This is a genomic window from Streptomyces sp. SID5910 (assembly GCF_009862125.1).
In the GTDB taxonomy this organism is placed as follows: domain Bacteria; phylum Actinomycetota; class Actinomycetes; order Streptomycetales; family Streptomycetaceae; genus Streptomyces.
Genome location: NZ_WWHX01000577.1, coordinates 1 through 15149, shown reverse-complemented (window position 1 = coordinate 15149; position 15149 = coordinate 1). Strand labels below are relative to the sequence as shown.

The following is a 15149-nucleotide window of genomic DNA, read 5'->3' as shown; positions in this document are numbered from 1 at the left end:
GGCTCCGCCGCCACCGACTGACCGGGACCCCGCCACCACCATGACCACCACCACACCCCCCTCTCCGCGGGGCCGCCGCCGCGCGCCCACCCGGATCGAGCGGGCCGCCGGCCGGGCCGCCGCCCTGCAACGGCCCCGGGTGCTCCTCGCCCTGCTGCTCCTGCTCGCGCTGACCTGCGTGATGCTGCTCGACGGCTATCTGCGCGCGGAGGTCGGCGGCGACCAGCGCGTGCGCACCGGGGCGAGCTCCAGCGACGTACCGGACGACGTCCTCGACGGCGGGCCGATCCTCACCTTCCCCGGCGGACAGGCCACCACGGTCTCCGTCCCGGACAAGACGATCGCGCTGACCTTCGACGACGGCCCGGACCCGACCTGGACGCCGCAGGTGCTGGAGATCCTGGAGAAGTACGACGTGCCCGGCACGTTCTTCCTGGTCGGCTCGATGGTCTCGCGCCACCCGGACATCGTGGCGGACATGGTCGACCAGGGAAACGAGGTGGGCGTCCACACCTTCACCCACATCGACCTCTCCTACCAGAGCGACGCCCGCGTCACGCGCGAGATCGAGCAGACGCAGCTCGCGCTCGCGGGGGCGGCGGGCATCACCACCACCCTGTTCCGCGCGCCGTACTCCTCGCGGACCGACGCCATCGACAACTACAGCTGGCCCGTCTACGAGAAGCTCGGCGAGGACGGCTACACCAGCGTCTTCGTCGACACGGACAGCGACGACTGGAAGCGGCCCGGCGTCTCGAAGATCGTCGACTGGGCCACGCCCGAGGACGACGAGGGCGCCTCGGTCCTCTTCCACGACGCCGGCGGCGACCGGTCGCAGACGATCGAGGCGCTGCCGAAGTACATCGAGAAGATGAAGGCGAAGGGCTACACCTTCACCACCATCAGCGGCGCCATGGCCGAGCAGCAGACCGGGCAGCAGCCCCCCGGTGCGGGCGGCGGGCTCCAGGCCGCCCACCACCGGGCGACCGGCGCGACCCCGTACGAGGGCAAGGCGCTCGTCGCGGCCGTCGCCGTCGCCGAGTGGACCGTGCCGGCGCTGTCCGTCGGGCTCACGGTCGTCGGCGTCGCCGTGATGGGCCGCTTCGGGATGATGCTGATCCTCGCCCGCCGCCACCACCGCAGACGCAACAGACGCCGCTTCGGCTGGGGACCGCCCGTCACCGGGCCGGTGAGCGTGATCGTCCCGGCGTACAACGAGAAGGAGTGCATCGAGAACACCCTCCGGTCGCTGGCGGCGAGCACCCACCCGATCGAGATCGTCGTCGTGGACGACGGGTCGACGGACGGCACGGCCGAGCTCGCCGAGTCCCTCGGCCTGCCCAACGTCCGGGTCGTCCGGCAGGCCAACGCCGGCAAGCCCGCGGCCCTCAACAACGGCGTCCGGCACGCCCGGTACGACCTCGTCGTGATGATGGACGGCGACACCGTCTTCGAGCCGGACACCGTGCGGCACCTCGTGCAGCCCTTCGCCGACCCCGGCGTCGGCGCGGTCGCGGGCAACGCCAAGGTCGGCAACCGGCGCACCCTCATCGGCGCCTGGCAGCACATCGAGTACGTCATGGGCTTCAACCTCGACCGGCGCATGTACGACCTGCTGCGCTGCATGCCGACCATCCCCGGCGCGATCGGCGCCTTCCGGCGGGACGCGGTCCTGGAGGTGGGCGGCATGAGCGACGACACGCTCGCCGAGGACACCGACATCACCATCGCCCTGCACCGCGCCGGGTGGCGGGTCGTCTACCAGGAGCACGCCCGGGCCTGGACCGAGGCGCCGGGCTCGCTCAAGCAGCTCTGGTCGCAGCGCTACCGCTGGTCCTACGGCACCATGCAGGCCCTGTGGAAGCACCGCGGCTCGTTGACGGACCGGGGGCCCTCGGGGCGTTTCGGCCGGGTCGGGATGCCGCTGGTCGTGCTCTTCCAGGTGGTCACGCCGGTCTTCGCCCCGCTCATCGACGTCTTCACCGCCTACTCGATGATCTTCATCGACTTCCGGGCGGCGCTCCTCGCCTGGCTGGCGGTGCTGGGCGTCCAGCTCCTGTGCGCGGCCTACGCCTTCCGGCTCGACCGGGAGAAGTACCGGTACCTGCTGATGCTGCCGCTCCAGCAGCTCGCCTACCGGCAGATGATGTACCTGGTCCTCATCCACTCCTGCGTCACCGCCCTCACCGGCGGCCGGCTGCGCTGGCAGAAGCTCAAGCGGACCGGCGAGGTGGGGACACCGGCGGGGAACGGGTGATGGGGGCGCACAGCAAGGGCGCCGTGCGCGCCGCACGCGTGGAGGCCGGCGCGCCGGGACGGGACCGCTACTTCGACACCCTGCGTGCCGTCGCCCTCGTCCGGGTCGTCGCGTACCACGCCTTCGGCTGGCCCTGGGCCGGGTTCGTCCTGCCCTCCATGGGCATCATGTTCGGTCTGGCCGGCACCCTGATGGCCCGGTCGCTGCGGCGCCCGGCCCCGGCGGTGCTCCGGGGGCGGCTGCGGCGCCTGCTGCCGCCGTTCTGGTGCTGGGGCCTGTTCGTGACCGGCGCGATGCTGGTGCACGGCTGGATGCCGGGGTGGCAGGCCGTGTACTGGATCGTGCCGCTCGGCGACCCGCCGGGCAGCGCCTGGGGCGAGCAGGCCTGGGAGATCCTCTGGTACCTGCGCACCTACCTGTGGTTCGTCCTCCTCTCGCCGCTGCTGCTGCGGGTGTTCCGGGCGGCGCCCCTGCCCGTCCTGGTCCTGTCGCTCGTCCCCGCCGTCGCGCTCCGGTACCTGTGGCAGCCGCCGGACGACCGCTTCGGCAGCGCGCTGACCGACCTCGCCACGTTCCTGTTCTGCTGGCTGCTCGGCTTCGCGCACCACGAGGGGGTGCTGGCGCGGCTGAGACCGGCCGCCGTCGCCCTGCCCGCGCTCGCCGCACTGGCGTACGGCGGGTGGTACGCGTTCGCCCACCAGGGCGAGTACGGCACCTACGACCTCGACGACATCCCGCTCGCGCAGGCCTTCTGGTCCGCGGGGTTCGTGACGCTGCTGATGTACACGAAGGCGCGGCTCGGCGTGGACTTCGCCCGGCTGACCCGCTTCCGGCGCCTGGACCGGCTGGTGACCGTCCTCAACGCCCGCGCGGTGACGGTCTACCTCTGGCACGAACTCGCCCTCGTCCTCGCGGTGCCGCTGATCGACCGCCTCTGGGACGTGCCCGCCTTCGAGGCGCGTCTGCCGCTGGACAGCCAGTGGTTCCTGCTGGGCGTCGGCTGGGTCCTGATCGCCGTCTTCGTCGTCCTCTTCGGCTGGGTGGAGGACGTCGCCGCGCGGAAGAGGCCGAGGCTCGTGCCGTGACCCGGCCCTGCAACAATGGGCCCGTGACCCGCGCTTCCCTGAACAAGCAGCCGCACGAAGTCGCCTCGATGTTCGACCACGTCGCGGAACGGTACGACCTGACGAACACCGTGCTCTCGCTCGGCCAGGACCGGGCGTGGCGCAAGGAGGTCGCCAGAGCCGTCGACGCCCGGCCCGCGCAGAAGGTCCTCGACCTCGCCGCCGGCACGGCGACCTCGTCGGGGCCCTTCGCCCGGGCCGGTGCCTACGTCGTCCCCTGCGACTTCTCCCTCGGCATGCTCCAGGTGGGCAAGCAGCGGCACACGTGGATGCCGTTCACCGCGGGCGACGCGACGCGGCTGCCGTTCCGGGACGACGTGTTCGACGCCGTCACCATCTCCTTCGGGCTGCGCAACGTGCAGGACACCGACGCGGCGCTGCGCGAGATGTACCGGGTGACGCGGCCCGGCGGACGGGTCGTGATCTGCGAGTTCTCGCATCCCACCTGGGCGCCGTTCCGCACCGTCTACACCGAGTACCTGATGCGCGCCCTGCCGCCGGTGGCCCGCGCGGTGTCGTCCAACCCGGACGCCTACGTCTACCTCGCCGAGTCCATCCGCGCCTGGCCCGACCAGGCGGCCCTGGCGCAGCGGCTGCGCGAGGCCGGCTGGTCGAAGGTGGCCCACCGGAACCTGACGGGCGGCGTCGTGGCGCTGCACCGGGGCTTCAAGGAGAGCTGAGCGGCCCGGCGGAGCCGCAGTGCCCCTGCCCCGGGGGTGACGTCAGAGCTGGAGCCGGTAGCAGTGCCCCTGCTGCTCCTGCGTCGGGACCGTGAAGACCTCGGCGAGCCGCATGCCCAGCCGTTCGGTGACCGCGATGGAACGCGCGTTGCGGGCGTTGACCATCGCCACCACCTCCGCCACACCCGCCGCGCGCACCCGCTCCAGGGTCTGCCGGGCCGCCGCCGTGACGTACCCCCGGCCCCAGTGCTCCCGCCCGAGCCGCCAGCCGATCTCGATCTCGCCCCTGGGGCCCCAGTCGCCCGGCCAGGGCTGGGCGCCGGTGAAGCCGATGACCCGCCCGGACCCGTCCACCATGGTCCACAGGCAGAAGCCGCGCTCGGCGTCGTGCCGGCGCTGGCGGGCGGTGAGCTCCTCGTAGACGGACAGCTCCGCGGACCGTCCGCCGTGGAACTCCATGACGTCCGGGTCGTCGAACACCCGGTGCCAGGCGACGGCGTCCTCGTCGGTGGGGACGCGCAGCCGTACGACAGGCAGAGCTCGGTTCACTGGGCAGCCCTTCAGCCGGGTGATCGGTGACGCTGAATAGACTGCCCATGTCCAGTGCCCGTCGGCACGCAGATTCTCGAAACTCTGGGGAGATCCCGCCGTGACCGAGCCCCTCTCCGACAACACCGCCGATGTGATCGTCGTGGGCGCGGGGCCAGCCGGCTCCACGACCGCGTACTACCTGGCCAAGGCCGGACTCGACGTCCTCCTGCTGGAGAAGACCGCGTTCCCGAGGGAGAAGGTCTGCGGCGACGGGCTCACCCCGCGCGCGACCAAGCAGCTCGTGGCGATGGGCATCGACATCTCCGAGGAGGCCGGCTGGCTGCGCAACAAGGGCCTGCGCATCATCGGCGGCGGCTCGCGACTCCAGCTGGACTGGCCGGATCTGGCCTCCTTCCCCGACTACGGACTCGTCCGCAAGCGCGACGACTTCGACGAACAGCTCGCCCGGCAGGCCCAGAAGGCGGGCGCCCGCCTCTACGAGCGCTGCAACGTCGGCGCCCCCGTCGTCGACGAGCGCACGGGCCGCATCACCGGCGTACGGGCCAAGGTCGGGGAGGAGAAGCGAGAGGCCACCTTCCACGCCCCACTGGTGGTGGCCGCCGACGGCAACTCCACGCGGCTGTCCCTGGCGATGGGCCTGCACCGCCGCGAGGACCGCCCGATGGGCGTCGCGGTCCGCACGTACTTCACCTCGCCCCGCCACGACGACGACTACCTGGAGTCCTGGCTGGAGCTGTGGGACCGCCGCGGCGCCCAGGACCGCCTGCTGCCGGGCTACGGCTGGATCTTCGGCATGGGCGACGGCACGTCCAACGTCGGCCTCGGCGTGCTGAACACATCCGCCTCCTTCAAGGAGCTGGACTGGCGCGAGGTGCTGAAGGCCTGGTGCGCGTCCATGCCGGAGGACTGGGGCTACACCCCGGACAACATGACCACCCCGATCCGCGGCGCCGCCCTGCCCATGGCCTTCAACCGCCAGCCCCACTACACCAAGGGCCTGCTGCTGGTCGGCGACGCCGGCGGCCTGGTGAACCCCTTCAACGGCGAGGGCATCGCCTACGCCATGGAGTCCGGCCAGATCGCCGCCGACGTCATCGTCCAGGCCCACGCGCGGGCCACGCCGGCCCAGCGGGAGATCGCCCTCCAGCGCTACCCGCGCGTCCTGAAGGACACCTACGGCGGCTACTACTCGCTGGGCCGCGCCTTCGTGAAGCTCATCGGCAACCCGAAGGTCATGCAGATCGCGACCCAGCGCGGCCTCACCCACCCGGTCCTGATGAGGTTCACCCTCAAGATGCTCGCCAACCTGACGGACCCGACGGGCGGCGACGCGATGGACCGCATCATCAACGGGCTGAGCAAGGTGGCCCCGAAGGCCTGATCAGGACCCCGCGCCGCCTTCGAGGGCGCGCGCGTTGGCGGCCCGGCGGGCGAAGACCTCGTCGCGCCGGTCCGCCGACTGCCGCAGCGCCCGCTTCCGGTCGCGCGCGGAGAGCCGGTCCAGGTAGACGTGCCCGTTCACATGGTCGGTCTCGTGGGCGAGGCAGCGGGCGAAGTAGCCGGTGCCCTCGATCCGCAGCGGGGCGCCGTCCCGGTCCAGACCGCTTACGACGGCCCGGTCGGGGCGCGGTACGGCCATGACGGCGCCCGGCACCGACAGGCAGCCCTCGCCCTCGTCCAGCAGCCGCCGCGCGGCCGGGTCGAGCGGTTCGAGCACCGGGTTCACGATGTGTCCGACATGCCGGACACCGTCGTCGTCGAGGCAGTCGTACACGAACAGGCGCAGACCGACCCCGACCTGATTGGCCGCCAGTCCGGCCCCCTCCGCGACGTACATCGTGCGGAACATGTCGTCGATGAGCGCGGCCAGGTCGGGTCCGAACTCGGTGACGTCCCGGCACGGCTTGTGCAGGACCTCCTCACCGGCCTCGGTGACCCGCCGCAGCCGGCCGCGCAGGGCCTCGGGCGCGAGCGGGGGATGGGCGGCGACGGGCCGCCCCTGGACGAAGACGCTGGGCATGACGGGTTCTCCTTCGGCTCGGTTCGAGGCGAGCCTGCCAGGAGAACGCGAGGGGCCGCAGCCCCTTCAAGGCTGCGGCCCCTCGTGAAGTGCTACCGGCGTGCCCTAGAGCACGCGCACCGCACCGCTCGGCGGGTCGTACGACAGCGGCTTCTCCACGACGCCCGTGGAGGAGTTCTGCGCGCCGACGAACATGCCGTCGCCGACGTAGACACCCACGTGGTACGCGCTGCCCGCGCCACCCCAGTACAGGATGTCGCCCGGCTGGAGGTTGTCCAGCGAGACCTGGGTGCCGGCGACCGACTGGTCCTGGGAGACGCGCGGCAGGTCGACGCCGACCTGCTTGAAGGCGGCCTGCACGAGACCGGAGCAGTCCCAGGAGTTGGGACCGGTGCCGCCGGAGACGTAGGCGTCGCCGACCTGGGACTGGACGAAGGAGACGACGGCGGCGGCGGAGCCGGTGGCCGACGAGCTGACGCTGACCGAGGCGTCGGACGAGGAGGAGGACGAGGACGACGACGAGCCGGTGTCCGCGGAGGCGGTCAGGGTGGCGCGCTCGGCGGCACGGGAGGCGCGCTCGGCGGCCTCCTTGCGGGCGGCCTCCTCGGCCTTCTTCTTGGCCTCCGCGGCCTTCTTCTTGGCCTCGGCGAGGTCGGCCTTGGCCTCCTTGGCGGCGGAGGCCGCGGCGGCGTCGCGCTCGGCGCGCAGCTCGTAGTTGGCGGCGGCCTGCTGCGTGGCGTCCGCGGACTGGGCGACCTGGGCGGCCAGGTCGGCCGTCAGGGTGGGCAGTTCGAGGGTCTGCGTCACCGGCTCGGCCGCGTTCGCCGAACCCGACGCCCCGGCCACTGCCAGGGTGCTGAGGACGCCACCGGCAACTCCGGCCCGCATCGCGAGTGTCGACGCGCTGCGGCGGGGCTTCCGGTGGCTGCGTATGTGAGCGGTGTGGGACATAGGGACAACCGGTATCAGTAGCTCCTCCATACCTTCAAGAAACGTGGGCTGCGCCACAGTTGTTCAACCGGCCCCCCGAATCCCGGGCGTGTCGCCCTTTTTTGACGTCCTGGCGAACATTGCGGCCCCTCCGTGACCCACCTGTGATCACGGTCTTTGATCGTTTCGCCCGAATTGCCCCGCGCTTACCACTGGTTGAGGTGGTTGGCCAAGCCCGGTTCTCAGACGTCTCTCATGGATGTGGCGGAGGTCACGGAACGCTTCCCCGGGCGGCCGCGTCCCCCGCGCGGATCGCCGCCCGCGACGCTCGTGAACGCGCGCACGCGTCCACATCGCGCCCCGCTCTCCCTCCGATGTGTGAACGGAGGCCACTATCAAGAGATCCGGTCCAGCACCAATTTGCATGCACGCGAAGCATCTTGATATGGAGACGCCCGCCGCTCGACCCCTCTGGCCAGCGGCGACGAGCGAAATTGTCACCTCTGGTGATCAGCTGAACGCTTCTTGTGTGAAGATCACCGCTCATCCGACTTCATGATCGTTCGTCAGGTGGTGGAGATCACAAAGCTTGTGCAATACCCCGTGTCGCAGATCACAGAGCGGCAGGCATAGGATGCGAGGCAGTTGGGCTTGTGACCTGCTTCACATGTTCGCGATCTTCGCCGGGACGGGCGTGGCTCGTGGGGCTGTTGGGGCGGCTGTGAGCTCAGTGCAACCGCCAGCAGTCAGTGCCGACTGAGAGGAGCGAGGAGCGGTGAACGCGTATGCGCCCATCCTCGTACTGGGAGCCCTCGGGGCAGGCTTTGCGATCTTCTCCGTGGTCATGGCCACGCTGATCGGTCCGAAGCGGTACAACCGGGCCAAGCTCGAGGCCTACGAGTGCGGCATCGAGCCGACCCCCACGCCGGCCGGCGGCGGGCGCTTCCCCATCAAGTACTACCTGACGGCGATGCTCTTCATCGTCTTCGACATCGAGATCGTCTTCCTCTACCCCTGGGCCGTCACCTTCGACGCCCTGGGGATCTTCGGGCTCGTGGAGATGCTGCTCTTCGTGCTCACCGTCTTCGTCGCGTACGCGTACGTATGGCGGCGCGGCGGCCTGGAATGGGACTGAGGGGCCTTTAGTCATGGGACTCGAAGAAAAGCTGCCGAGCGGCTTCCTGCTGACCACCGTCGAGCAGGCCGCGGGCTGGGTGCGCAAGTCGTCCGTCTTCCCCGCCACGTTCGGCCTCGCATGCTGTGCCATCGAGATGATGACCACCGGCGCCGGCCGCTACGACCTGGCGCGCTTCGGCATGGAGGTCTTCCGCGGATCGCCGCGGCAGGCGGACCTGATGATCGTCGCGGGCCGGGTCAGCCAGAAGATGGCGCCGGTGCTGCGGCAGGTCTACGACCAGATGCCGAACCCCAAGTGGGTGATCTCCATGGGGGTCTGCGCCTCCTCGGGCGGCATGTTCAACAACTACGCGATCGTCCAGGGCGTCGACCACGTCGTCCCGGTCGACATCTACCTCCCCGGCTGCCCGCCGCGGCCCGAGATGCTGATGGACGCCATCCTCAAGCTCCACCACAAGATCCAGAACTCCAAGCTCGGGGTGAACGCCGAGGAGGCGGCCCGCGAGGCGGAGGAGGCGGCGCTCAAGGCCCTGCCCACCATCGAGATGAAGGGGCTGCTGCGGTGAGCGACGCGAACGACACCCCCGGTGACGCGAACGGGCCCAACCCCGAGAAGGACCTGTCCGCACAGAACCTCCCCGGCCAGCGCGGCCAGGGCGGCGAGGAGATCCGCGTCCAGCGCGGCATGTTCGGCGCGAACAACGGCGGCGACACCTCCGGCTACGGCGGCCTGGTCCGCTCGGTCCGCCTCCCGGGACCGGCGAGCCGGCCCTACGGCGGTTGGTTCGACGAGGTCGCCGACGAGCTGGAGGGCGCGCTGGAGGAGCAGGGCCTGCTCCCCGAGAACGCCATCGAGAAGACGGTCGTCGACCGCGACGAACTGACCTTCCACATCGAGCGCGAGCACCTGGTCCGCGTCGCGAAGACCCTGCGCGACGACCCGGCCCTGCGCTTCGAGCTGTGCACCGGCGTCAGCGGCGTGCACTACCCGAACGACAAGGGCCGCGAGCTGCACGCCGTCTACCACCTGCGCTCGGTCACCCACAACCGGCTGATCCGGCTGGAGGTCAGCGCCCCCGACGCCGACCCGCACATCCCGTCGCTGTTCGCCGTCTACCCGACGAACGACTGGCACGAGCGCGAGGCGTACGACTTCTTCGGCATCGTCTTCGACGGTCACCCGGCCCTGACGCGGATCATGATGCCGGACGACTGGCAGGGCCACCCGCAGCGCAAGGACTACCCCCTCGGCGGCATCCCCGTCGAGTACAAGGGCGCCCAGATCCCGGCTCCGGACCAGCGGAGGTCGTACTCATGAGCACGCACAGCCCGTCCTCCGCGTCGGCACGCGAGACCACCGAGGGCACCGTCTACACGGTCACCGGCGGCGACTGGGACGAGGTCGTCCAGACCGCGGCCCGCGCCGACGACGAGCGCATCGTCGTCAACATGGGACCGCAGCACCCGTCCACCCACGGCGTGCTCCGCCTGATCCTGGAGATCGACGGCGAGACGGTCACCGAGGCCCGCTGCGGCATCGGCTACCTGCACACCGGCATCGAGAAGAACCTCGAGTACCGGACCTGGACGCAGGGCACCACGTTCGTGACGCGCATGGACTACCTGACGCCGTTCTTCAACGAGACGGCGTACTGCCTGGGCGTCGAGAAGCTCCTCGGCATCGAGGACCAGATCCCCGACCGGGCCACGGTCATCCGGGTCCTGCTGATGGAGCTGAACCGGCTCTCCTCGCACCTGGTGTGCATCGCCACCGGCGGCATGGAGCTCGGCGCCACCACGATCATGATCTACGGCTTCCGCGATCGTGAACTGATTCTCGACCTCTACGAGCTGATCACCGGCCTGCGGATGAACCACGCGTACATCCGCCCCGGCGGCCTCGCGCAGGACCTGCCGCCGGGCGCGGTGGACCAGATGCGCGAGTTCGTGAAGAAGATGAAGAAGAACCTCCCGGAGTACGACAAGCTCGCCACCGGGAACCCCATCTTCAAGGCCCGCATGCAGGACGTCGGCTACCTCGACCTGGCCGGCTGCATGGCCCTCGGCGCCACCGGCCCGGTCCTGCGCTCCACCGGCCTGCCGCACGACCTGCGCAAGACCCAGCCGTACTGCGGTTACGAGACGTACGACTTCGACATCCCGACCGCCGACACCTGCGACTCCTACGGGCGCTTCCTGATCCGGCTGGAGGAGATGCGCCAGTCGCTCAGGATCGTCGAGCAGTGCCTGGACCGGCTCCAGCCGGGACCGGTCATGGTCGCCGACAAGAAGATCGCCTGGCCCGCCCAGCTCGCGCTCGGACCGGACGGCCTCGGCAACTCGCTGGACCACATCAAGAAGATCATGGGCACCTCCATGGAGGCGCTGATCCACCACTTCAAGCTGGTCACCGAGGGCTTCCGCGTGCCGCCGGGCCAGACCTACGCGGCGGTCGAGTCGCCCAAGGGCGAGCTCGGGGTGCACGTCGTCTCCGACGGCGGCACCCGCCCCTACCGGGTCCACTTCCGCGACCCGTCCTTCACCAACCTTCAGGCCATGGCGGCGATGTGCGAGGGCGGCCAGGTCGCCGACGTCATCGTCGCGGTGGCGTCCATCGACCCCGTGATGGGAGGCGTCGACCGGTGACCACCTCTTCTTCGGAGCGGGGCGTCAGCCTGGGCATGCCGGAACTGCCCGCGCCCGCCTACCCGGACGACGTCCGGACCCGGCTGGAGGCCGACGCGCGCGAGATCGTCGCCCGCTACCCGGACTCCCGGTCCGCCCTCCTGCCGCTGCTCCACCTCGTGCAGTCGGAGGAAGGGCACGTCACCCGCACCGGCATGCAGTTCTGCGCGGACGTGCTGGGCCTGACCACGGCCGAGGTCACGGCGGTCGCCACCTTCTACACCATGTACCGGCGCGGGCCGAGCGGCGACTACCAGGTCGGCGTCTGCACCAACACGCTGTGCGCGGTCATGGGCGGCGACGCGATCTTCGAGTCCCTCCAGGAGCACCTGGGCGTCGGCAACGGCGGGACCACCGAGGACGGCAAGGTCACGCTGGAGCACATCGAGTGCAACGCGGCCTGCGACTTCGCCCCGGTCGTGATGGTCAACTGGGAGTTCTTCGACAACCAGACCCCGGCGAGCGCCCGCGGCCTCGTTGACGACCTGCGCGCGGGCCGGCCGGTGACGCCGACGCGCGGCGCGCCGCTGTGCACCTTCAAGGAGACCGCCCGGATCCTGGCGGGCTTCCCCGACGAGCGGGACGGCGCCGTCACCGCCGGCGGCAGCGCGGGCCCCGCCTCCCTGGCCGGACTGAAGCTGGCGAAGGGCGAGGTGTCCGCGGCCCGCGTGGTGCACCCCCGGGACGGCGGCCCGCACGACGCGCCGCAGGACCGTGCCGTGCACGACCCGTCGCCGCAGGAGCACCTCAGCTCGCACGACGCGCCGCAGGACACATCGGCCTCCGACCCGTCCCACCCGGCCGGGCCCGCAGCCGAGGAGGGGGAGTGATGACCTTGGCAGCCGAGATCAAGGACCACAGCCCGGAGAAGCTGCTCGCACCCGTGCTGTCGTCCTTCTGGGACGAGGACGAGTCCTGGACCCTGGACGTCTACCGCAGGCACGACGGGTACGAGGGGCTCCGCAAGGCGCTCGCGATGTCGCCGGACGACCTGATCGCGTACGTCAAGGAATCCGGACTGCGCGGCCGCGGCGGCGCCGGATTCCCGACCGGGATGAAGTGGCAGTTCATCCCGCAGGGAGACGGCAAGCCCCACTACCTCGTCGTCAACGCCGACGAGTCGGAGCCGGGCACCTGCAAGGACATCCCGCTCCTCTACGCCAACCCGCACAGCCTCATCGAGGGCATCGTCATCGCGTGCTACGCCATCAGGTCGTCGCACGCCTTCATCTATCTGCGCGGCGAGGTCGTCCCCGTGCTGCGGCGGCTGCACGAGGCCGTCCGCGAGGCCTACGCGGCCGGCTTCCTCGGCGAGGACATCCTCGGCAGCGGACTCGACCTCGAACTCACCGTGCACGCGGGCGCGGGCGCGTACATCTGCGGTGAGGAGACCGCACTGCTCGACTCGCTCGAAGGCCGCCGGGGCCAGCCGAGGCTCCGTCCCCCGTTCCCCGCCGTCGCGGGCCTCTACGCGTGCCCCACCGTGGTGAACAACGTCGAGTCCATCGCGTCGGTTCCCGCGATCCTGAACAAGGGCAAGGACTGGTTCAGGTCGATGGGCAGCGAGAAGTCCCCGGGCTTCACGCTGTACTCGCTCAGCGGCCACGTCGCGAGCCCCGGCCAGTACGAGGCGCCGCTCGGCATCACCCTGCGCCAGCTCCTCGACATGAGCGGCGGCATGCGCCCCGGCCACCGGCTCAAGTTCTGGACGCCCGGCGGCTCCTCGACGCCGATGTTCACCGACGAGCACCTCGACGTCCCCCTCGACTACGAGGGGGTGGGCGCCGCCGGTTCCATGCTCGGCACCAAGGCGCTCCAGTGCTTCGACGAGACGACCTGCGTGGTGCGGGCCGTCACCCGCTGGACCGAGTTCTACGCCCACGAGTCCTGCGGCAAGTGCACACCCTGCCGCGAAGGCACCTACTGGCTCGTGCAGTTGCTGCGCGACATCGAGGCCGGCAAGGGACAGATGTCCGACCTCGACAAGCTGAACGACATCGCCGACAACATCAACGGCAAGTCCTTCTGTGCCCTCGGCGACGGTGCCGCCTCGCCGATCTTCTCCTCGCTGAAGTTCTTCCGCGACGAGTACGAACAGCACATCACGGGCCGCGGCTGCCCCTTCGACCCGGCCAAGTCCACGGCCTGGGCCGACCACCGTACGGAGGTGAACGCATGACCGTGACCGCGAGCGCACCCTCCGGCGGTGGAGACGCGGCGGTTCCGCCCGAGGACCTCGTGTCGCTGACGATCGACGGCATCGAGATCAGCGTGCCCAAGGGCACCCTGGTCATCCGGGCCGCCGAACAGCTCGGCATCGAGATCCCCCGGTTCTGCGACCACCCCCTCCTCGACCCGGCCGGCGCGTGCCGCCAGTGCATCGTCGAGGTCGAGGGCCAGCGCAAGCCCATGGCGTCCTGCACCATCACCTGCACCGACGGCATGGTGGTGAAGACCCAGCTCACCTCGCCCGTCGCCGAGAAGGCCCAGCACGGGGTGATGGAGCTGCTGCTCATCAACCACCCGCTGGACTGCCCGGTCTGCGACAAGGGCGGCGAGTGCCCCCTCCAGAACCAGGCCATGTCGCACGGCCAGGCCGACTCCCGCTTCGAGGGGAAGAAGCGGACCTACGAGAAGCCCGTGCCGATCTCCACGCAGGTGCTCCTCGACCGCGAGCGGTGCGTGCTGTGCGCCCGCTGCACCCGCTTCTCCAACCAGGTCGCGGGCGACCCGATGATCGAGCTGATCGAGCGGGGCGCGCTCCAGCAGGTCGGCACCGGCGAGGGCGACCCCTTCGAGTCGTACTTCTCCGGCAACACCATCCAGATCTGCCCGGTCGGCGCGCTCACCTCGGCGGCCTACCGGTTCCGCTCCCGCCCCTTCGACCTGATCTCCTCGCCGTCCGTGTGCGAGCACTGCTCCGGCGGCTGCGCGACCCGCACCGACCACCGGCGCGGCAAGGTCATGCGGCGCCTCGCGGCGAACGACCCCGAGGTCAACGAGGAGTGGATCTGCGACAAGGGCCGCTTCGGCTTCCGCTACGCCCAGCAGCGGGACCGGCTCACCACGCCGCTGGTGCGCAACGCGGAGGGCGAGCTGGAGCCCGCGTCCTGGCCGGAGGCCCTCCAGATCGCCGCGCAGGGACTGCTCGCCTCGCGGGGCCGGACCGGTGTCCTGACCGGCGGCCGGCTCACCGTCGAGGACGCCTACGCGTACAGCAAGTTCGCGCGCGTGGCGCTGGACACCAACGACATCGACTTCCGCGCGCGCGTGCACAGCGCCGAGGAGGCCGACTTCGTGGCCGCCCGGATCGCCGGCCGCGGCCGTGATCTCGACGGCACGGGCGTCACGTACACCGCGCTGGAGAAGGCGCCGGCCGTGCTGCTGGTCGGGTTCGAGGCCGAGGAGGAGTCGCCCGGCGTCTTCCTGCGGCTGCGCAAGGCCTGGCGCAAGCACGGGCAGCGGGTCTTCTCGCTGGCCACCCACGCCACCCGGGGTCTGGAGAAGGCCGGCGGCACGCTGCTGCCCGCCGCTCCCGGCACCGAGACCGAGTGGCTGGACGCGCTCGCGAGCGGCGTCGGCCTGGAGGACGGCGGTGCTCAGGCCGCCGAGGCCCTGCGCGCCGAGGGCGCCGTGATCGTCGTCGGCGAGCGGCTGGCGTCCGTGGCGGGCGGCCTCACCTCCGCCGTGCGGACGGCCACCGCGACCGGCGCCCGGCTGGTGTGGATCCCGCGCCGGGCCGGGGAGCGCGGCGCGATCGAGGC

At 70.9% G+C, this 15149-nt stretch carries 14 protein-coding genes; 11 read left to right on the top strand and 3 right to left on the bottom strand.

What is annotated here, in order from left to right; all coding sequences use genetic code 11:
* The first annotated feature begins 40 nt into the window (after positions 1–40).
* The 3 genes from GTW67_RS20200 to GTW67_RS20190 are packed head-to-tail and all read left to right on the top strand — an operon-like array spanning position 41 to position 4061.
* A complete protein-coding gene (locus GTW67_RS20200; RefSeq protein WP_161166219.1) occupies positions 41–2257 on the top strand; it encodes a bifunctional polysaccharide deacetylase/glycosyltransferase family 2 protein in 2217 nt (738 codons plus the stop codon).
* Positions 2257–3342, top strand: a complete 1086-nt coding sequence (locus tag GTW67_RS20195; RefSeq protein ID WP_161166218.1) for an acyltransferase family protein — start codon at positions 2257–2259, stop codon at positions 3340–3342. Before GTW67_RS20200 ends, GTW67_RS20195 begins: the two co-directional genes overlap by 1 nt.
* A gap of 23 nt (positions 3343–3365) precedes the next feature.
* Positions 3366–4061: a demethylmenaquinone methyltransferase gene (locus GTW67_RS20190; protein WP_161166217.1), complete on the top strand. Its 696-nt coding sequence runs from the start codon at positions 3366–3368 to the stop codon at positions 4059–4061.
* Positions 4062–4103: 42 nt separating this feature from the next.
* On the opposite strand, the gene GTW67_RS20185 is transcribed toward GTW67_RS20190, so the two are convergent.
* Positions 4104–4610 (bottom strand): GNAT family N-acetyltransferase, encoded by a 507-nt coding sequence (locus GTW67_RS20185; protein WP_161166216.1) that lies wholly within the window; start codon positions 4608–4610, stop codon positions 4104–4106.
* A gap of 100 nt (positions 4611–4710) precedes the next feature.
* Here GTW67_RS20185 and GTW67_RS20180 point away from each other — a divergent pair, with 100 nt between their 5' ends.
* Positions 4711–5994 (top strand): geranylgeranyl reductase family protein, encoded by a 1284-nt coding sequence (locus tag GTW67_RS20180; RefSeq protein WP_161166215.1) that lies wholly within the window; start codon positions 4711–4713, stop codon positions 5992–5994.
* Here GTW67_RS20180 and def read toward each other — a convergent pair whose 3' ends face one another.
* Both def and GTW67_RS20170 read right to left on the bottom strand, forming a co-directional pair.
* Positions 5995–6633, bottom strand: coding sequence for a peptide deformylase (gene def, locus GTW67_RS20175; protein ID WP_161166214.1), 639 nt, complete (start codon positions 6631–6633; stop codon positions 5995–5997). It lies immediately after the preceding gene.
* 105 nt (positions 6634–6738) lie between these two features.
* Entirely contained in the window at positions 6739–7584 is an 846-nt protein-coding gene (locus GTW67_RS20170; protein WP_161166213.1) for a C40 family peptidase, read from the bottom strand.
* Between the two features lie 754 nt (positions 7585–8338).
* Between GTW67_RS20170 and GTW67_RS20165 the strand changes: the two genes are divergently transcribed.
* The 7 genes from GTW67_RS20165 to GTW67_RS20135 form a co-directional block, all read left to right on the top strand.
* Positions 8339–8698 (top strand): NADH-quinone oxidoreductase subunit A, encoded by a 360-nt coding sequence (locus GTW67_RS20165; RefSeq protein ID WP_003992243.1) that lies wholly within the window; start codon positions 8339–8341, stop codon positions 8696–8698.
* Between the two features lie 13 nt (positions 8699–8711).
* On the top strand, positions 8712–9266 hold the full coding sequence (locus GTW67_RS20160; protein ID WP_161166212.1) for a NuoB/complex I 20 kDa subunit family protein: 555 nt from the start codon (positions 8712–8714) through the stop codon (positions 9264–9266).
* Positions 9263–10018, top strand: a complete 756-nt coding sequence (locus GTW67_RS20155) for an NADH-quinone oxidoreductase subunit C (protein ID WP_161166211.1) — start codon at positions 9263–9265, stop codon at positions 10016–10018. The genes GTW67_RS20160 and GTW67_RS20155 overlap by 4 nt, the downstream gene beginning before the upstream one ends.
* Positions 10015–11346 (top strand): NADH-quinone oxidoreductase subunit D, encoded by a 1332-nt coding sequence (locus GTW67_RS20150; RefSeq protein ID WP_161166210.1) that lies wholly within the window; start codon positions 10015–10017, stop codon positions 11344–11346. The genes GTW67_RS20155 and GTW67_RS20150 overlap by 4 nt, the downstream gene beginning before the upstream one ends.
* Positions 11343–12215, top strand: a complete 873-nt coding sequence (gene nuoE, locus GTW67_RS20145; RefSeq protein WP_161166209.1) for an NADH-quinone oxidoreductase subunit NuoE — start codon at positions 11343–11345, stop codon at positions 12213–12215. Before GTW67_RS20150 ends, nuoE begins: the two co-directional genes overlap by 4 nt.
* The gene (gene nuoF, locus GTW67_RS20140) at positions 12212–13564 is read left to right on the top strand and encodes an NADH-quinone oxidoreductase subunit NuoF (protein ID WP_346010698.1); all 1353 of its coding nucleotides are present in this window, start codon (positions 12212–12214) and stop codon (positions 13562–13564) included. Before nuoE ends, nuoF begins: the two co-directional genes overlap by 4 nt.
* Positions 13561–15149: NADH-quinone oxidoreductase subunit G (locus GTW67_RS20135; protein ID WP_161166207.1), on the top strand; the 1589-nt coding region annotated here is incomplete at its 3' end. The genes nuoF and GTW67_RS20135, both read left to right, overlap by 4 nt.